Annotated in this window: 17 protein-coding genes; 13 read left to right on the forward strand and 4 right to left on the reverse strand. The window is 64.4% G+C overall.

Going from position 1 to position 18,378, the window contains the following annotated elements; genetic code table 11:
- Positions 1–3 precede the first annotated feature (3 nt).
- Together pstC and K9U40_RS01105 are read right to left on the reverse strand one after the other, a co-directional pair.
- Positions 4–912: a phosphate ABC transporter permease subunit PstC gene (pstC, locus tag K9U40_RS01100; RefSeq protein WP_041575981.1), complete on the reverse strand. Its 909-nt coding sequence runs from the start codon at positions 910–912 to the stop codon at positions 4–6.
- Positions 913–1,017: 105 nt separating this feature from the next.
- Positions 1,018–2,019 (reverse strand): PstS family phosphate ABC transporter substrate-binding protein, encoded by a 1,002-nt coding sequence (locus K9U40_RS01105; protein ID WP_012115928.1) that lies wholly within the window; start codon positions 2,017–2,019, stop codon positions 1,018–1,020.
- A gap of 545 nt (positions 2,020–2,564) precedes the next feature.
- Here K9U40_RS01105 and pstS point away from each other — a divergent pair.
- From pstS to K9U40_RS01170, 13 genes are all read left to right on the forward strand, one after another.
- Positions 2,565–3,593, forward strand: coding sequence for a phosphate ABC transporter substrate-binding protein PstS (gene pstS, locus K9U40_RS01110; RefSeq protein WP_012115929.1), 1,029 nt, complete (start codon positions 2,565–2,567; stop codon positions 3,591–3,593).
- 45 nt (positions 3,594–3,638) lie between these two features.
- Positions 3,639–4,526 carry a helix-turn-helix domain-containing protein gene (locus K9U40_RS01115; protein WP_149577646.1) on the forward strand — a complete coding sequence of 296 codons (888 nt, stop codon included), beginning with the start codon at positions 3,639–3,641 and terminating at the stop codon, positions 4,524–4,526.
- Between the two features lie 81 nt (positions 4,527–4,607).
- Complete coding sequence (gene arsB / locus K9U40_RS01120) at positions 4,608–5,669, forward strand: ACR3 family arsenite efflux transporter (RefSeq protein ID WP_149577647.1); 1,062 nt, start codon at positions 4,608–4,610, stop codon at positions 5,667–5,669.
- A gap of 52 nt (positions 5,670–5,721) precedes the next feature.
- On the forward strand, positions 5,722–6,765 hold the full coding sequence (locus K9U40_RS01125; RefSeq protein ID WP_149577648.1) for an ArsJ-associated glyceraldehyde-3-phosphate dehydrogenase: 1,044 nt from the start codon (positions 5,722–5,724) through the stop codon (positions 6,763–6,765).
- 1 nt (position 6,766) lies between these two features.
- The gene (gene arsJ, locus K9U40_RS01130) at positions 6,767–8,026 is read left to right on the forward strand and encodes an organoarsenical effux MFS transporter ArsJ (protein ID WP_149577649.1); all 1,260 of its coding nucleotides are present in this window, start codon (positions 6,767–6,769) and stop codon (positions 8,024–8,026) included.
- A 66-nt stretch (positions 8,027–8,092) separates the two neighbouring features.
- Complete coding sequence (gene phnD / locus K9U40_RS01135; protein WP_149577650.1) at positions 8,093–9,061, forward strand: phosphate/phosphite/phosphonate ABC transporter substrate-binding protein; 969 nt, start codon at positions 8,093–8,095, stop codon at positions 9,059–9,061.
- Between the two features lie 23 nt (positions 9,062–9,084).
- Positions 9,085–9,939, forward strand: coding sequence for a phosphonate ABC transporter ATP-binding protein (gene phnC / locus K9U40_RS01140; protein ID WP_149577651.1), 855 nt, complete (start codon positions 9,085–9,087; stop codon positions 9,937–9,939).
- Positions 9,936–10,742, forward strand: a complete 807-nt coding sequence (phnE, locus tag K9U40_RS01145) for a phosphonate ABC transporter, permease protein PhnE (RefSeq protein ID WP_149577652.1) — start codon at positions 9,936–9,938, stop codon at positions 10,740–10,742. The genes phnC and phnE (K9U40_RS01145) overlap by 4 nt, the downstream gene beginning before the upstream one ends.
- Positions 10,742–11,560: a phosphonate ABC transporter, permease protein PhnE gene (gene phnE, locus K9U40_RS01150; protein WP_012115937.1), complete on the forward strand. Its 819-nt coding sequence runs from the start codon at positions 10,742–10,744 to the stop codon at positions 11,558–11,560. Before phnE (K9U40_RS01145) ends, phnE (K9U40_RS01150) begins: the two co-directional genes overlap by 1 nt.
- Positions 11,561–11,577: 17 nt before the next feature.
- A complete protein-coding gene (gene arsC, locus K9U40_RS01155) occupies positions 11,578–12,012 on the forward strand; it encodes an arsenate reductase (glutaredoxin) (protein WP_012115938.1) in 435 nt (144 codons plus the stop codon).
- Positions 12,013–12,190: 178 nt separating this feature from the next.
- Positions 12,191–12,538, forward strand: a complete 348-nt coding sequence (locus tag K9U40_RS01160) for a PadR family transcriptional regulator (RefSeq protein WP_049776178.1) — start codon at positions 12,191–12,193, stop codon at positions 12,536–12,538.
- Between the two features lie 61 nt (positions 12,539–12,599).
- Positions 12,600–14,015, forward strand: a complete 1,416-nt coding sequence (locus tag K9U40_RS01165) for an FAD-dependent oxidoreductase (RefSeq protein WP_149577653.1) — start codon at positions 12,600–12,602, stop codon at positions 14,013–14,015.
- Positions 14,012–15,310 (forward strand): MFS transporter, encoded by a 1,299-nt coding sequence (locus K9U40_RS01170; protein ID WP_149577654.1) that lies wholly within the window; start codon positions 14,012–14,014, stop codon positions 15,308–15,310. Before K9U40_RS01165 ends, K9U40_RS01170 begins: the two co-directional genes overlap by 4 nt.
- 306 nt (positions 15,311–15,616) lie before the next feature.
- On the opposite strand, the gene K9U40_RS01175 is transcribed toward K9U40_RS01170, so the two are convergent.
- Both K9U40_RS01175 and K9U40_RS01180 read right to left on the reverse strand, forming a co-directional pair.
- Positions 15,617–16,828, reverse strand: coding sequence for a ZIP family metal transporter (locus K9U40_RS01175; RefSeq protein ID WP_149577655.1), 1,212 nt, complete (start codon positions 16,826–16,828; stop codon positions 15,617–15,619).
- Entirely contained in the window at positions 16,825–17,955 is a 1,131-nt protein-coding gene (locus K9U40_RS01180; RefSeq protein WP_149577656.1) for a multicopper oxidase domain-containing protein, read from the reverse strand. The genes K9U40_RS01175 and K9U40_RS01180 overlap by 4 nt, the downstream gene beginning before the upstream one ends.
- Positions 17,956–18,378 lie beyond the last annotated feature (423 nt).

Raw genomic sequence — 18,378 nt, forward strand, 5'->3', positions numbered from 1 at the left:
CCCTCAATAGACTTCACGGTATTTCTGGCGGAGCCAGAAGGCGAGAATGTTGAAGGCGAAAGTCATGAGGAACAGCGTCATGCCCGCCGCGAAGATGGTGAGATAAGCGATGGAGCCATGTGGCACGTCGCCGAGGCTGATCTGGACGATATAGGAGGTGATCGTGGCTGCGCCCTCCAGAGGGTTCAGGGCGAGCTTCGCCTGCTGGCCCGCAGCAATGGCCACCACCATGGTCTCGCCCACCGCCCGCGACATGCCGAGGATGTAGGCCGCCGTCACCCCGGAGAAGGCGCCGGGGATCACCACCCGCGTCGCCGTCTGGAGCCGCGTGAAGCCCAGCGCATAGGCCCCCTCCCTCAGTTCCGCAGGGACCGCGCGCATGGCGTCCTCGCTCACGGAAACGATGTAGGGCAGGATCATGATGCCCATGACGATGCCCGGCACGAGCAGGTTGAAGCCCGCCAGCCCGGGAATGAAGATCTGGAAGATGGGCGTGAGGAACAAAAGAGCGAAATAGCCGAATGCCACAGTGGGCACGCCTGCGATAAGCTCCAGAAACGGCTTGATGGTCTCGCGCACCTGTGGCCGCGCGAACTCCGACAGATAGATTGCGAGCACGGTACCGGCTGGAATCGCGACGAGCAGGGCGATGAGCGAACTCACCAAAGTACCGGATACCAGAGTCATGATGCCGAAGTGCTTGTCCTGAAACACCGGCGTCCATTGTGTGTCGGTCAGGAAGGAGATGATCGACACCTGTGCGAAGAATTTCAGGCTTTCGGACAGGAGGACGTAGACGATGCCCGCCGTGACCAGGACAGAGAGTGCGGCACTGAGAAACAGGACAACGCGCATGATGCGGTCCACCACCCGGCGTCGCGCCAGGAAGACCGGAGAAACCGTCAGGCGCAACCGGCCTGTTCTTGAGTCTGGAGACACCGGTGCGACCACGTCCAACCCTCACCTGAATGGAGGGAGGCGCCGGAGCACCTCCCTCAGGTCCCTCAAGATCACCTGTCAGTAGACGAGCTTTTCCTTGACGAGATCCTCGACGGAGACGCCGACCTTGGACCCGGTGAAGCCGGTGCCGATCTCACGCTTCTTGAAGCGCTCCTGGAACACCTTCAGGGCGGCCTCGGGCAGCGGCACATAGCCGACTTCCTTGACCAGCTCGACCGCGTGCTTCGGGTCCTGGTAGAACTCAACGAACTTCGCCACCTCCGGACGGGTTTCGGCCGCCTTCTTGTTCACGTAGATGAAGATCGGCCGCGACAGAGGCTGGTACTTGCCGGTGCGGGCGTTCTCGACCGACGGCTCCACGGCGGGCGCGGCGTCATCGACCTTGATCTTCACCGCCTTCAGCTTGCCGGTGTTCTCTTCATAGTAAGCAAGGCCGAAAAAGCCGAGGGCGTTGGGATCGCCCGCCACGCCCTGGACCAGCACGTTGTCATCCTCCGATGCGGTGAAGTCGCCGCGGCTGGAATGCTCCTTGCCGACGATGGCGGCGGTGAAATAGTCGTAAGTGCCTGAGTCGACGCCCGCGCCGTAGAGCACCAGCGGCCGATCCGGGTAGCTGTCGCGGACCTGCTTCCAGTTGGTGATCTTGCCCTGGGCCTCGGGCTCCCAGATCTTCTTCAGATCCGCAACCGTCATCTCGCTCGCCCAGGTGTTGGACGGGTGGACGATGACCGTGAGCGCATCAAGGGCGACCGGCAATTCGATATACTCGATGCCGGCTTCCTTGCAGGCCTTCTGCTCGGCGGAGGTGATGGGGCGCGAGGCGTCAGAGATGTCGATCTCTCCGCGGCAGAACTTCTTGAAGCCGCCGCCGGTACCGGAGATGCCGACCGTCACCTTGATATCCTTGTTCGCCTTCTGGAATTCCTCCGCCATGGCTTCGGTCACGGGGAATACCGTGGACGACCCGTCGACCTTGACCAGTGCCTGGGCAGCGGCGCCGTTGAAGGCCGCGCCGGTAGCGAGCAGCGCGAGGGCGCTCGCGAGAGTGATGATCTTCATGAGGATGCCGTCTCCCTGGACAGTGCCGCTAGGGCTTCTGATGCTCACCTAGCCTCACGGGCTCTAAGCATGTTATGTAACAAATTCATGACAATTTGTGTATATCGAGCGATATTCCTGAATCAACAGAGATTTTATCGAATATGACGCAACGTAGTTCTAGGCTATGGTTGGCTTTATTTCATGTAAATCATATGGACATCGTGGCAATTGTCCATGGTTGATTGCAATTTTTGAGAGGCTATCCGACTTCGATTGACGTATATTACTTATATAAAGTCCATATGAAGCGCCTATTATTCATTTCTCCTCCCGAACAAATTTGCCTCTCAACCTCGCGAGCATTCCGTCTCTACATTACATCATTTCCATTTGTATCGACATATCGATAATTTATACTATCGCTGCGATTGGCGCGACGTAAATGGCGTCACAAGAGTGACATGAAGGCCATATAGCGATCTGTCCACTCCTATCGACATAATGACTCGTATGGAGCTATCTGTTTCCAGCGATATGTCGCTAGGACCCAAGGGAGGCCAGCCGTGAATCGCATTCTTGTCTGGACAGCTGCGGCGACGCTCGCGGCCCTGTCGATGTTCGCGCCTCCGGCGCGCGCCGCGGAGGTGCGGGGTGCCGGCTCCACCTTCGCCTATCCGATCATCTGGAAATGGGCGGAGGCGTTTCGTGAGCGCACAGGCCACATCGTAGGATACCAGTCGGTGGGTTCGTCGGCCGGCGTCAACCGTATTAAGGACGGGGTGGTGGATTTCGGCGCGTCCGACAAGCCGCTGAAGCCGGAAGAACTGGAGAAATATGGCCTCGGCCAGTTCCCCATCGTGTTCGGTGGCGTCGTTCCGGTGTTCAACGTGGACGGCGTGGGGCCCGGCCAGCTCCGCTTCACCGGCGCCCTTCTCGCTGACATCTATCTCGGCAAGGTCACGACCTGGTCCGATCCCGCCATCAGGGCCCTCAATCCCGACGTCAAGCTGCCCAACGCGAAGATCGTGGTGGTGCACCGTTCCGATGGATCTGGAACCACGTTCAACTGGGTGTCCTACCTTGCCAAGGCGAGCCCGGAGTGGAAGCAGCAGGTCGGCGAAGGCAGCGCAGTCGCCTGGCCGGTGGGGTATGGCGCGCGCGGTAACGAAGGGGTCTCGACCGAGGTCAAGCGGGTCCCGAATGCCATCGGCTATGTCGAATACACCTATGTGGTGCAGGTGAAGCTGGCCTATGGCCTCGTCCAGAACCGTGCTGGCAAGTTCATCGCACCCAGCGCGGCGGCGTTCCAGGCGGCGGCGCTGAGCTTCGATTGGGCCGGCGCCAAGGACTTTTTCGTCGTCATCACCGATTCCCCCGCCGAGGATGCCTATCCTATTGCGGCGACCACCTTCGCTCTCATGTACCGCGAGCCGAAGGTGCCGGCGAACAGCCAAGCCGCCTTCGAGTTCTGGCGTTTCGCCCTGGGCGAGGGCGAGAAATTTGCGTCCGAGCTCGGCTATGTTCCCTTGCCGCCGGCTCTGGTCCAGCAGGTCAAGGACTATTGGGCCAGGACCTTCAAGGGCGGCGCCTGAGGCACTTGGGCTGACGCGTGAGCAGCATTCGAACGGTGAGACAAGATGGACGAGACGAAGCTGAATGGGGAAGACGCCACGCGGATCTTCGATGCGCTGTCCCAAGGCACGCGCTTCGAGACTTATCGTCTTCTGCTGCGCTATGTGCCCTATGGCCTTCAGGCGGGCGACATCGCCCGCCTGCTGGCGGTAGCGCACAATACCATGTCGGTGCACCTCGGCGTGCTGGAGCGTGCCGGCCTTGTCACGTCGCGGCGCGAGGGACGGTCCATCATCTATGCCGTCAGCTTGTCCACAGCGGGCCCTGTGCTGAGCCAACTGATGGCGGAGATGGGTTTTGCCGTCTCCCCCCGGTGCGGGACCGGCCCCGCGGCCTTTCCACAGCTGCGTCCTGCCGCTGGGAATGATCGCGTCTACAATGTTCTGCTGGTCTGCTCGGCCAACTCGGCACGGTCGCTGATCGCGGAGGCGTTGCTCAACCGCGAGGGGCGAGGCCGCTTCAAGGCCTACTCGGCCGGCAGTCGGCCGAAGCTCAAGCCGCACTCGATGGCTATCGATCTGCTCGACTCGCTCGGCTACGACACGACGAACCTCGCCTCCAAGAGCTGGGATGGGTTCGCCAGGCCGGATGCGCCCCAGATGGATTTCGTCATCACTACCTGCGACGCCGCAGCTGGGGAAATCTGCCCTGCCTTCCCCGGTCATCCGCTACAGGCCCATTGGGGTCTGCCCGACCCGATCCGGGTGAAGGGAACCGAAGCTGAGCAGAAGGCTGCCTTCGTTGCCACCTACCGTCGGCTCGCCGGGCGTATCTCCGCCTTCGTCAACCTGCCATTTGAGCAGCTCGATCTTGCTTCGCTCAAGGAGCGCATCGGCGAGATCGGGAAAATGGAGGGAGCGACGGACCTCACACTCTCGGGACAGGCCGCGTGAACTGTCGTCGTCCTGAAACAGACCGCGCCCACGCTCTCGCCGCAATCGGCCGCAGCTGGCGGCCTTGGGAGATCCCGCACCGTGTCCGTGTTTGAACGCTATCTCACTCTCTGGGTGTTCCTGTGCATCATCGCCGGCGTCGCGCTTGGCGCGCTGGCGCCGTCCGTGTTCCAGACCATCGGGGCGCTGGAAGTGGCGCGGGTCAACCTGCCGGTAGCCATCCTCATATGGCTGATGATCGTGCCCATGCTGGTCAAGATCGACTTTGCCGCGCTCAAGGAGGTCGGCCGGCACTGGCGCGGAATCTCGGTGACGCTGCTGGTGAACTGGGCGGTGAAGCCGTTCTCCATGGCGTTCCTCGGCTGGCTGTTCATCGGCTATCTGTTCCGACCCTACCTGCCAGCCGACCAGATCGATAGCTATATCGCCGGCCTCATCCTTCTGGCGGCGGCGCCCTGCACGGCCATGGTGTTCGTCTGGTCAAATCTCACCAAGGGTGAGCCCCACTTTACCTTGTCCCAGGTGGCGCTGAACGACGCCATCATGATCGTCGCCTTCGCGCCCGTCGTGGGGCTGTTGCTCGGGCTCTCCTCCATCACCGTGCCGTGGGACACACTCTTCCTGTCGGTGATGCTCTACATCGTCGTCCCGGTGATCGCGGCGCAGCTCCTCCGCGGGCGCATCCTGGCGACCGGTGGACAGGCCGGGCTCGATCGCCTGCTCGGCGTGCTCCAGCCGCTCTCCCTGGTGGCGCTGCTCGCCACCCTGGTGCTGCTGTTCGCCTTCCAGGGCGAGCAGATCCTCGCCCAGCCGCTGGTGATTGCGCTGCTGGCCGTGCCGATCTTGATCCAGGTCTATTTCAACTCGGGCCTTGCCTATCTCCTGAACCGGCTGTCCGGCGAAGCCCACTGCGTGGCCGGCCCCTCTGCCCTCATTGGGGCCTCCAATTTCTTCGAGCTGGCGGTGGCTGCCGCCATCAGCCTGTTCGGATTCAAGTCGGGTGCGGCTCTCGCCACCGTGGTGGGTGTGCTCATCGAGGTTCCGGTGATGCTCTCGGTGGTGTGGATCGTGAACCATACCAAGGACTGGTACGAAGCCGGCGGCGTGAGGGTGACGGACGCCGGCGACCGCACCAAAGCCTGAGATCATCGCGGCAACGCCGCACCTTTTCAAAGTTTGCGAGGATGACGGTGCCATGAGAGTAGGGATCAACGGCCTCGGCCGCATTGGACGGCTTTCGCTTCGCGCGGCCATGGGGGCGGCCTACCGCCCGGACAATGATCCGCGCGGCAACAACCGGCTCGAGATCGTTCATCTCAACGAGATCAAGGGTGGGGCGGAAGCCATCGCCCATCTCCTCGAATTCGACAGCGTACAGGGGCGCTGGCGTGCGCCCATCGCAGCCGAGGGCGCGGATAGTGTGCGCATCGGCGAGAAGAGCTTGTCTTTCTCCTCTCACGCGACGCCGGGCGATATCCCCTGGGGCGATCTCGGCGTGGACCTCGTACTGGAGTCCACCGGCAAGTTTCTCACCCCCGCCGTGCTCGAAGGTCACCTGAAGCGCGGCGCCAAGCGCGTAATCGTCGCCGCGCCGGTGAAAGACCCGTCCGTGCTGAACGTTGTGGTGGGGGTGAACGAGCAGCTCTACGACCGAGAGACGCATCCCATCGTCACCGCTGCCTCCTGCACCACCAACTGCCTCGCCCCGGTGGTGAAGGTGGTGCACGAGGCCATCGGCATCCGCCACGGCCAGATCACCACCATCCACGATCCCACCAACACCAACGTGGTGGTGGACGCGCCCCACAAGGACCTGCGCCGCGCCCGCTCGGCCATGCTCTCGCTGCAGCCTACTACCACCGGCAGCGCCACCGCCATCGCCCTCATCTATCCCGAGCTGAAGGGCAAGCTGAACGGCCATGCGGTGCGCGCCCCGGTGCTCAACGCCTCGCTCACCGACTGCGTGTTCGAGCTCAACCGCGAGACCACGGCGGACGAGGTGAACGCGTTGTTCGCCAAGGCCGCCGCGGGTGCGCTCAACGGTATCCTCGGCTTCGAGCCGCGCCCTTTGGTGTCGGCGGACTACGCCCGCGACACCCGCTCCGCAATCGTTGATGGGCCGTCCACCCTCGTCACCGACGGCACCTTGCTCAAGGTCTATGCCTGGTACGATAACGAGATGGGCTATGCCTGCCGCATGGTGGACCTTGCCTGCCACCTCGAACGCGTGGGGCTGTGAGATGGCGGCGTCATCCTCCGCGGGCCTGCGCAACTACGCCATCGTCACCGCGGCCTATTGGGGCTTCACGCTGACCGACGGCGCCTTGCGCATGCTGGTGCTGTTCACCTTCTTCAAGCTCGGCTACTCGCCCTTCACCCTCGCCTTCCTGTTCTTGCTCTACGAGGCGGCGGGCATCGGGGCGAACTTCATCGGCGGCTGGCTCGCCGCCCGCTTCGGCATCACCCGTATGCTGACAGTCGGGCTCACGACCCAGATCGCCGGCTTCCTGCTGCTCTCCGCCATGTCGCCCACCTGGGAAACGGCCGTTCTTGTTGCCTGGGTGGTGGCGGCGCAGGGCGTGTGCGGCGTGGCGAAGGACCTCACCAAGACCGCCTCCAAGTCCGCCATCAAGGTGACGGAGGCCGAGGCCAAGGGTAACGCCGAGGGGCGCCTGTTTCGCTGGGTGGCGTGGTTCACCGGTTCCAAGAATGCCATGAAGGGCTTCGGCTTCTTTCTTGGCGGCGTGCTCCTGGAGGCGTTCGGCTTTCGCTTGTCGCTGTGGCTCATGGCTGCCGTGCTGGCGCTGGTGCTTCTCGGCGTGCTGCTGTCCCTGCCGCCTATGATGGGCAAGGCCAAGGCGAGTAGTTCGGCAAGAGAATTGTTCGGCAAGAGCCGGGGTGTGAACCTGCTCGCTGCTGCCCGCGTCGCCTTGTTCGGCGCGCGGGACGTGTGGTTCGTGGTGGGCGTGCCGGTCTTCCTCTATGGGATGGGCTGGACCTTTCCCATGGTGGGCGGCTTCCTCGCGCTGTGGACCATCGGCTACGGCATCGTGCAGGCATCCGCGCCCGCCGTGGTGAGCCGCAGCCCGGACGGCCTGTCCAAGGAAGTGCCAGCGGCGCGCTGGTGGGCGCTCGGCCTCGCTCTGGTGCCGGTGGCCATCGCCGTGCTCCTCGCCGTGACACCCCTGCGGCCGGACATCATCGTCGTGATCGGGCTCGCCATCTTCGGCGCCGCCTTCGCCGTGAACTCCTCCCTGCATTCCTACCTGATCCTGGCCTATGCCGGATCGGAGAAGGCAGCCGAGGACGTGGGTTTCTATTACGCCGCCAATGCAGCGGGGCGCTTCATCGGCACCCTCCTGTCCGGCCTGCTCTATCAGGTGGGTGGGATCTATGCCTGCCTCGGGGGGTCGGCCCTGATGCTCGCCGTCTGTTTTGGCACCACCCTCCTGCTGCCGCTTCATTCCCAGCCGATGGGAACGCCGGCACCGAGCAGATAAGGCTCCGGCTTCGAGTTCGCGTACCAGCATCGTCCGATTGAACTACACCGTCACTGGAGAGAAGAGATGACGCTACCGCGCTTTCTCGCACGCACCCTCTTGCTTGCCGCCATGTGCCTGGGGCCAAGCATCGCCCATGCCGACTTCAAGCTCGACCCACGCTTCACGGACGCGAATGGCGACATGGTCGCGGACGCGCCGACTGATCCTTCCAAGCAGATCGACCCGGACACGCTGATCTTCTCCTACACCCCCGTTGAGGATCCGGCCGTCTACGCCAAGGTGTGGCAGGAATTCACCGACCATCTCGCGAAGGTGACCGGCAAGAAGGTGCAGTTCTTCCCCGTGCAGTCCAACGCCGCCCAACTCGAAGCTATGCGCGCCGGGCGCCTGCATGTGGCCGGCTTCAACACCGGCTCCAATCCCATCGCCGTCGCCTGCTCCGGCTTCGTGCCGTTCGCCATGATGGCCTCGAAGGACGGTGCCTACGGCTACGAGATGGAGATCATCACCTATCCCGGCTCCGGCATCACCAAGGTCGAGGACATCAAGGGGAAGAAGATGGCCTTCACCTCGGAGACCTCCAATTCCGGCTACAAGGCGCCGTCCGCGCTGCTGCGCTCGCAGTTCGGCATGGAGGCGGGCAAGGATTACGAACCCGCCTTCTCCGGCAAGCACGACAATTCCATCATCGGCGTCGCCAACAAGGATTATCCGGCAGCGGCCGTCGCCAATTCGGTGATGAAGCGCATGATCGCCCGCGGCGTGATCAAACCCGAGCAGGTGGTGACGATCTACAAGTCGCAGACCTTCCCCACCACCGGCTATGGCTATGCCTACAATCTGAAGCCCGAGCTCGCCGCCAAGGTGAAAGAGGCGTTCTTCAGCTTCAATTGGGATGGCACTGCTCTCCTGAAGGAGTTCCAGTCGGCCGAGCCGCCGCAGGAGAAATTCATTCCCATCACCTTCAAGGAGACCTGGGCGGTGGTGCGCCAGGTCGATGACGCCATGGGCGTCAGCTACGCCTGCAAGTAAACTCTGGAGAGAGGGACTGTGGGATGCTGACCATCGCCGGTCTGTCCAAGCGCTACGCCAAGGGGGACAAGGCCCTCGATGATGTTTCGCTCAGCATCCCCGCCGGCCAGGTGGTGGGCCTGATCGGTCCGTCGGGGGCAGGCAAGTCCACCCTCATCCGCTGCATGAACCGGCTGGTGGAGCCCACGTCCGGCTCCATCCGCCTCGGCGACACCGAGATCACCCGCCTCGGAGGCATGGGCCTGCGGCGCGCGCGGCGGCGCATGGGCATGATCTTCCAGGAATATGCCCTGGTGGAGCGCCTCACGGTGATGGAGAACGTGCTCTCCGGCCGGCTCGGATACGTGGGCTTCTGGCGCGCCTTCCTGCGCCGGTTTCCCCAGGCCGACGTTGACCGGGCCTTCGCCGTGCTCGACCGCGTTGGCCTGATGGATCACGTGGACAAGAGGGCGGACGAGCTGTCCGGCGGCCAGCGCCAGCGCGTCGGCATCGCCCGCGCTCTGGTGCAGGAGCCGGACATCATGCTAGTGGACGAGCCCACCGCCAGCCTCGACCCCAAGACCTCGCGCCAGATCATGCGCCTCATCGTCGAGGTGTGCGCCGAGCGCCGGCTCGCCGCCATCGTCAACATCCACGACGTGGCGCTGGCGCAGATGTTCGTCCAGCGCATCATCGGCCTCAAGGCCGGGCGCACCGTGTTCGACGGCCCTCCGGAGGCACTCGACACCGATGTGCTCACCGCCATCTATGGCGAGGAGGACTGGTCGCGCACCATCCGCGAGGCGGAGGATGATGCGGTGGAAGAAGCCGCCGCCGAGGATGCGGTCCGTGTCCTGCGGGTCCAGGCCACGCCATCCGCCGTGGCGAGGACGCTGTGAGCGCTGTGTCCGTTCCGGCGCACCGCTGGCGGCCGCCGCCGCTCGTCGCCAATCCCTGGCTGCGCTATGCACTCATCGGCGGCGCGGCGCTCTATCTGGCGCTCGCCCTCGGCAGCGTCGAGGTCAACTGGGCACGCCTGTCGGACGGCTGGGCGCGCGGGTTGCGCTTCATCTCCGGCTTCCTGGAGCCGAACTTCTCCCGGCGCTGGGACGACATCATCCAGGGCATGATCGAGAGCCTGACCATGACGGTGACCTCCACCGTGGTGGGCATCGCCATCTCGGTTCCCATCGGCATCGGCGCCGCCCGCAACGTGGTGCCGCGCGGGGTCTATTTCGCTTGCCGGGCCATCATCGCCGTGTCGCGGTCCCTGCAGGAGATCATCGTCGCCATATTGCTGGTGGCCATGGTGGGCTTCGGGCCGTTCGCGGGCTTCCTCACCCTGTCGTTCGCCACCATCGGCTTCCTCTCCAAGCTGCTGGCCGAGGACATCGAGGACATCGACCCCGCCCCTGTGGAGGCGATCCGCGCCACCGGGGCGCCCTGGCCATCGCTGATCGCCTTTGGGGTGCTGCCGCAGGTGGCGCCGCGCCTCCTCGGGCTTTCGCTCTACCGGCTCGACATCAATTTCCGCGAATCCGCGGTGGTGGGCATCGTCGGCGCGGGCGGCATCGGTGCCACGCTCAACACCGCTATCGATCGTTACGAGTTCGACAGCGCCGCCGCCATCCTCATCCTCATCATCGCCATCGTGATGGCGAGCGAATATGTCTCCGGCCTCGTGCGCGGGCCGGTGAAATAATGCCGGTCATAGCCCTCCCCGAAGGCCGCCGGTCCTGGCAACGGCGCACTTCGCGCGGCCAGATCGCCGTGTGGTTCGGCTGGCTTCTCGCCGTGGCCTTCACCGTGTTCTGCTGGCGGGTGATGACGGAAGGCACCATCTGGGCCTTCGTCTGGGATGCCCCCACCCAGGCCGCCGACATCGGCGCGCGCATGGTCCCGCCGCGCTGGTCCTATTTCCCGGCACTGCTCAAGCCGCTTTGGGACACGCTCAACATTGCCACCCTCGGCACGCTCATCGCCATCGTGCTGTCGGTGCCGGTGGCCTTCCTCGCGGCACGCAACACCACGCCTAGCGCCGCCTTCGTGCGGCCGCTGGCGCTGTTCGTCATCGTCGCCTCGCGCTCCATTAATTCCATCATCTGGGCGCTGCTGCTGGTGGCGATCCTGGGTCCGGGCGTGCTGGCCGGCATCATCGCCATCGCGCTCAGGTCCATCGGCTTCATCGGCAAGCTGCTCTACGAGGCCATCGAGGAAATCGACGAGAGCCAGGTGGAGGCGATCCGCGCTACCGGCGCCTCGGGCGCCCAGACCCTCGCCTACGGGATCGTGCCGCAGATCATGCCCGCCTTCGCCGGCATCAGCGTGTTTCGCTGGGACATCAACATCCGCGAATCCACGGTGCTCGGCCTGGTTGGCGCGGGCGGGATAGGACTCAACCTGGAAAGCTCGCTCAATACGCTGGCGTGGCCGCAGGTGACGCTGATCCTCATGGTGATCCTCGCCACCGTGGTGGTGAGCGAATGGGTGTCCGCCAAGGTCCGCCACGCCATCATCTGATCTTCGGAGCCTGAACGATGACTGAGCATTCCCTTGTCACCATCTGGCACAATCCGGCCTGCGGCACATCGCGCAACACGCTCGCCCTGATCCGCAACGCCGGTATCGAGCCGACGATCGTCGAATATCTCAAGACCCCGCCCGCGCGGGAAGAGGTCGCCGCCGCCATCGCCGCGGCGGGCCTCACGGTGCGCGCCGCGACCCGCCAGAAGGGCACACCCTATGCCGAACTCGGCCTCGACGATCCCGCCCTCACCGACGACACTCTGCTCGATGCCATGATGGCCCACCCCATCCTCATTAACCGGCCGTTCGTCTTCACCCCGCTCGGGGCGCGGCTGTGCCGGCCGTCGGAAAGGGTCCTGGACATCCTGCCCGCGCCGCAGAAAGGGCCGTTTACGAAGGAGGATGGAGAGGTGGTGATCGATGCCGAGGGACGGCGCGTTTGCTGACGCGGGGAGCGCTTTCAAGTATGCCTTGATGATTGACACATTGATGATCGATGTATAGCCTTCCTGCATGTCTCGAACCTCTCCATCGGCCACCCCATCCGTTCCGCCGTCGCCCGCCCCGGTGCCGAAGCCCGGGCCCGATTTCCTGAGCCGTGCCTACTGGAACGGCACCATCAAGATGAGCCTGTCCAAATTCTTCATTCTGTGCGTGCTGCATCAGCGGCCCATGCACGGATACGACGTGGCAAGGGCAGTCGAGGCAACGACGAACGGCTGCTGTTCCCCTGCAGAGGGCACCATCTATCCGGTGCTGCGGGAGTTCGAGGAGGGCGGATACGTCACCGCTGCAAGCGAGGTGGTCTCGGGCCGCGAGCGCAAGGTCTACACCCTCACGGACAAGGGCCGCGCCGCCTTCAAGGTGGCGGTGGAGGCCTGGATGGACGTAACGCGCTGTCTGGTCGACGCGGAGAAGATGATCGCCGGCGCGCCGGACAAAGTCGGGAGCACTCCGGGATGCTGCCCCTGACCCGCATTCATTTGCCCTTAAGCATCGCTCGTCAATGGATCGACCATCGGAGTCTCCCGTCATGACCGGATCGCTACCCGTCGCTATCATCGGAGCCGGCCCCGTGGGGCTTGCCGCCGCGGCGCATCTGCTGGCCCGCGGCCTCGCGCCTCTCGTCTTCGAGCGCGGCGCCGGCGTCGGCACCTCGCTCAAGGCCTGGGGCCACGTGCGGGTGTTCTCGCCCTGGGGCTACAACATCGACGCGGCCGCCCGCACGCTGCTGGAGGAAACCGGCTGGAGCGCGCCGAACCCCAAGGCCCTGCCGCTCGGCGGGGAGATCGTGCGGCACTATCTCGAGCCGCTGGCGGCTCATCCCGCCCTTGCGCCCCACCTGCGGTTCGGGGCACAGGTGAGCGCCATCGCCCGCCACGGCCTCGACAAGATGTCATCCGAGGGGCGCGCGGACACGCCGTTCGCGATCTGCTGGCGCGACGCGAACGGCGCTGAGCACCGTTCGCTCGCCCGTGCCGTCATCGACGCCTCCGGCACCTGGAGCCAGCCCAACCCCATGGGCGCGGACGGCCTGCCGGTGCCCGGCGAGGAAGAGGCAGCCGCGCATGTCGCCTATGGCATTCCCGACGTGTCCGGCGCTGAGCGCGAGACCTATTCCGGCCGGCGCGTGCTGGTGGTGGGCTCCGGCCATTCGGCCATCAATGTGGTGCTCGATCTTCTCCGCCTGCAGGAGGCGGCGCCAACGACCCGCGTCACCTGGGCGCTTCGGCGCAACCGCATGGAGAAGCTGCTGGGCGGCGGCCTCAACGACGCGCTGCCCGCCCGCGGTGCCCTCGGCCTTGCGGCGACGCAGGCCATCGCCGCCGGCCGGCTCGATGTCCTCGCGCCGTTCGCGGCGGAGCGGATTGTCGGCGGCGCGGCGGGGCTGGACGTGTCCGGCCGTCTCGGCACGGAGCCCTGGACCAGGACCGTGGACCGGATCGTGGTGGCCACCGGCTTTCGCCCCGACCTTGCCGTGCTGCGCGAGGTGCGCGTCGCCCTCGATCCCGCCGTCGAGGCACCGCCGGCCCTCGCGCCGCTGATCGACCCGAACCTGCATTCGTGCGGCACCGTCCCGCCCCATGGCGCGGCGGAGCTGGCCCACCCCGAGCCGGGCTTCTACATCGTCGGCTCCAAGTCCTACGGCCGCGCCCCCACCTTCCTGATGGCCACGGGCTATGAGCAGGTCCGCTCCATCGCGGCGGAGATCGCCGGCGATCACGACGCGGCGCGCAGTGTCCATCTGGTGCTGCCGGAGACCGGCGTCTGCAGCGCCGCACCGGTGACGGCAGGGGCATCCGGCTGTTGTGGTGGGCCTGCGCCTCGGGACGCCGATGCCTGCTGCGCGGACGATGCCCAGGCCAAGGCGGAAGGCAAGGACGGCTGCGGCTGCGATACCGCCGCGCCGCAGGCCGAGGCGCCACCCCGCCGCGGGACGGCCGCGTGACCAGCGGCCTGAGCGGCGAACTCGCGCAACCGGCGCCAGCGCGCCCGCTTTCCGGCCGCAGCCTGTTCATCACCGGCCTCGGCATTGGCCAGATCTGCTCCTGGGGATCGCTCTACTACAGCTTTCCCCTGATAGCGGAGGCCATGGAGCGCGACCTCGGCTGGTCGAAGCCGGATCTGTTCGGCGCCGCGACGCTCGGCCTCGCCCTCGGGGGCATGGCCGCCTTCCCCGTGGGCGCCGCCGTCGACAAAGGCCACGGCAGGTGGGTGATGGCGGCGGGAGCCGGCCTCGCCGGCCTCTGCCTCCTTGCCTGGTCGCAGGTGCAGCAGCTCTGGCTGTTCTATAGCCTGATGGCCGCCATCGGCGTCCTCCAGGCGGCAACCCTTTATGAGCCGGCGTTCGCGGTGGTGGCGCGCAGGACCGGAGCGGCCGGCGCCCGGGCCGGCATTACCGCGCTCACCCTATGGGGCGGATTTGCCTCCACGGTCTTCATTCCGCTGATCCAGATCCTGCTGGATCTGGCGGGCTGGCGTGGCGCACTGGTGGCGCTCGGCGCCGTGAACCTCGTGGTGTGCGCGCCGCTCTATGCCGCGGTGATCCGGCCCGCGGCCGACCACGCGGCATCGCCGGTCCACGCTCTTGCACTGTCGGGAGCGGGCACCCTGCGGCAGGTCATGGGGCGCGTTGCCCGCCGGCCCACCTTCTGGGCCCTGGCGGTGGCGTTCACCGCCTATGCCGCCACCTTCTCCGCCTTCACCTTCCACCTCTATCCCCTGCTGCTGGAGCGCGGCTTCACGGCGGGCAGCGTGGTGCTGGCCATGGCCATCATCGGCCCAACCCAGGTGGCGGGTCGGATCGCCGTCTCGGTGTTCGCGCCGCGCGCTCCGGTGCGACTCATCGGCAGCTGTGCCGTGCTAGCCTTTCCGGTCGCCATACTCGCCTTGGCGTGGCTGCCACCCAGCTTTGCCCTGGTGGCGGCCATCGTGGCGCTCTACGGCAGCGCCAACGGCATCATGACCATCGTGCGTGGGCTCGCCGTGCCGGAGATGCTGACCCGGCAGGCCTATGGCGCCGTGAACGGCGCGCTGGCGGCGCCCTCGATGCTCGCCCGCGCTTTGGCACCCGCCGGTGCCGCGCTCCTCTGGGCGCAATCCCAGTCTTACGGCGCGGTCCTCTCTGCCATGGCTGCGGGAGGCGTCCTGCTGGCGGGCGCCTTCTGGGCCGCAGCAGCCTTTTCGCGGAACGAGGACATGGAGCGCCACGAGAGGGCTCCTTCTATGCCGGACCGCCGCTAAGCCCCCGCCGCAACACACCCTTCCTGAAAAGAATTAAAGCGGAACAACGCATCCAACACCATCCGGCTTATCAGCGCTCGGCGGCTCACTGCATACGCGCTAAAGCTGCAGGAAACTGATGTGCTCCTCATTTCCCCTGCCAGTTACAAGTTTAGGTCTGGCGGGGTTTGGGTCCTCGTGGGACTGGTTGGCGAACGTCGACGATGGGAGGCCACCGAGGCTCATGTGAAGTCTGACGATATTGTAGTCGATTGCCCGAGCCTCGATGATCCGCCTCACCTCTACAAGTGAGGATGTTTGAAGCGTTCAGATCTTTACGAGCATCGCGGTCACGTACATCAGGCCCGCGCCGGTGGCGAGCCCCGTCATTGCGGCTGGCGTGAAGAACGAAACATGAGTCTCGCCGCTTCTGCGCACTAGTAGCGATCCGACTTCCGCAATCACCTGAAGGATAGCCCCGGCACCGACCGCCAGCGCTAGCGCCGACCACTGCGGCGCGTAGGCAAGGCTGCCGATCCACAGACCTGCGACGGCTGGTCCGCCCGCAAGCAGCGTCAACCCGGCGAAGGTCCAAAGTGGTGGGCGTACTTTCAGTATCGGCGCGGCAATGCCGATGCCTTCCGTGATGTTGTGCAACGTAAAGCCGAGCACCAGAAAAATACCGAGATCCGCCGCTCCGGAGGCGAAAGAAGCGCCGATGGCAAGGCCTTCGCCGAGATTGTGCAATCCTATCCCCAGCGCAATGAAGGTCGATAGGGCCAGCCCGGTCGGTGTGCCACGGCTGCGGCCGACAGCCATCAGCAAGAGGAAACTCCCCATAGTGGTGAGGATGACCATCACCGGTCCCTGGAACAAGGCGGCGGCCTCGCCGGCAAGTTCGAGCGCTTCAGCAACTGCATCAATCACGAGGAAAGCGAGAAGCCCCACCGTCAATGCGAGTAGGAAGTCCATGCCGTTGCGGCCAACGCCACGGAGAACTGGGTAGAACATGAGGCCGATAGCGACGGGAAGGATGCCGACAAAGACGCCAAGGGCAGCCTGGGATACGAAGCTCATCGAATCCACGGTCGGTGTCGCAACCGCGACGGGGATCTCACGCTTGAACGTGGCGCCGGTGTTGGTGAGGATTTTCACGCCGTGCGCCTCGCCGACCACCCAAGGGAACGGCAACTGAACCCAGGCGGTCGCGCCGCGGGCGATCGGACCCGGCGGTGTCTGCGTAAACTGCCAATAGGCGTCATCGACCTGGACCTGGGCGATCGTCATGGGTTGCGAGCCGCCGGCACGGACCAGTAGGCGAACTCCATCGGAACCTAGGATCGTCCGCTCGAAGGTCAGCTTCTCGACCGGCGGTGCGCCGTTGCGAAAGCTCGATAACGGATCGGTCCCAATCAACCACGCCATCGCGAGACCAAGCACGGTAAACGGGATAGCGATCCAGAACAACGAGGCTCGACCCGGACGCCCGACTGGAAGTGTTGTCGCAGCATTGGAAGGGGGCCGCCCAGCTTGGTTCATGATACGGTCTCCACGACATCGAACATGCCCACCCAACCGAGTTCGGTGAACTCCGACTGATGCGGGTGGAACATGTAGAGACCGGGCTCGTGCTCCGTGAAATGGAACTCAAGGATGCCGCGCTCGGCTTGGCATTGGGTGATGAGGTCGACGGTCTTCAGGGTCGGGGTCAAGGTCGTGCCTTGATTGAAGTATTCAAAGAAATTAGCATGCAAATGAAAAGAATTTATCGGATCGAACTCGATCACATTGATAAGGTAGACGCGAACCGGTTTGTCTCTAAGGATCTTGATGGGTTTTTTTGCATAGGCATGGGCTACCGTATTGACAGCATAGACCTCGTTCTTGCCGTCGAAATTGGTATCGAATGCATTCATAACCATTACGAGTTCTTGCCACTCGGCATTCTCCGCCGTGCCGAGCAGGCGTGAGCGGGCAACTGCCTCATATTCGGGATGGCGAGTGGGATCCGGGTCGATGACGAAGGCTCCGTACATGCCCTTGTGAATATGCCGCTTCAGCGGCAGAGCGTGACAGTGATAGAGGTGACATCCGAAAGGCAGTGCATCAAACTCGTAGACAAACTCCTCGCCCGGAGCGACTAGCCCTGCGCCTGGAACGCCATCCATCCGCGCCGCATGGATGCCATGAAAATGCATCGAATGAGGATGCGAGCCGTAGTTTTTGAAGACGATCCTCAGCCGCTCACCTTCGGTCGCGCGCAGTGACGGGCCGGGCACCCGGCCATTATAGGTCCAGGCCAGAAACATGATGCCGGGGGCGATCTCGATCTCCTTGTCCTCGGCGGTGATCTCGAAGGTTCTTAGCGTCCGCCCATCCGGAAGCTGGGACACAGTGCCTCTATCCCAGTCGGTCAGAAGCTTGGTCGGATCGAAGCCATTACGAGCTTCGTCGACCTCGCCCACCGTGATCATCGCACCATGGGGTCCGCTGTGGGCTGAGGCCAGCTTTGCTTCAGCGCCGACAGTTCCTGCATGCGAAGCGTGTCCTGACTGCGCTAGAGCACCAGTCATACCTATCGCTGCGCCGCTGGCAGCCGCTAGCCCGCCTCCCAGCACCACGCGCCGGCTCAGCCGTTTACGTAACCAAGCTGGCACTTTGATCATATGCATCGCTTTCTGCAAATGCGAATTAGTCGCATATAAATAGCATAAGCTACAATTGGTGGCCATTGCCAATTGACGTCGAGAAGGGCTTCCTCCTCTCCGCAACATGGGCGCCAACTTCCGCCATATCGCAGAAGATCAGGCAATCGGGGCATGCCGAGTCTAGCCTTGAGGGGCGCGAGGTTGGCTGCCTCGATCAGGTCCGGAAATCCGACTGCCCTCACATAGGCAAGCCAACCGCTACGATGGCCACAGTTCGGATCGCGGGTCACGGTCATCTTGTGCGATGTCTCGGCCGCCCAGAGGCGCGATAGCACGAGCATAGAAGTCGCCTATGTGGCGCCGATCACCAACTCACGGTGTGCTGCGAAAAGCTCGGCTGTCACGGCGCTTCTCCTTTCGCTGGCTGTTTCCTCGCGTCCG

This window comes from Xanthobacter autotrophicus (assembly GCF_030015065.1).
GTDB classification, from domain to species: Bacteria; Pseudomonadota; Alphaproteobacteria; order Rhizobiales; family Xanthobacteraceae; genus Xanthobacter; species Xanthobacter autotrophicus_D.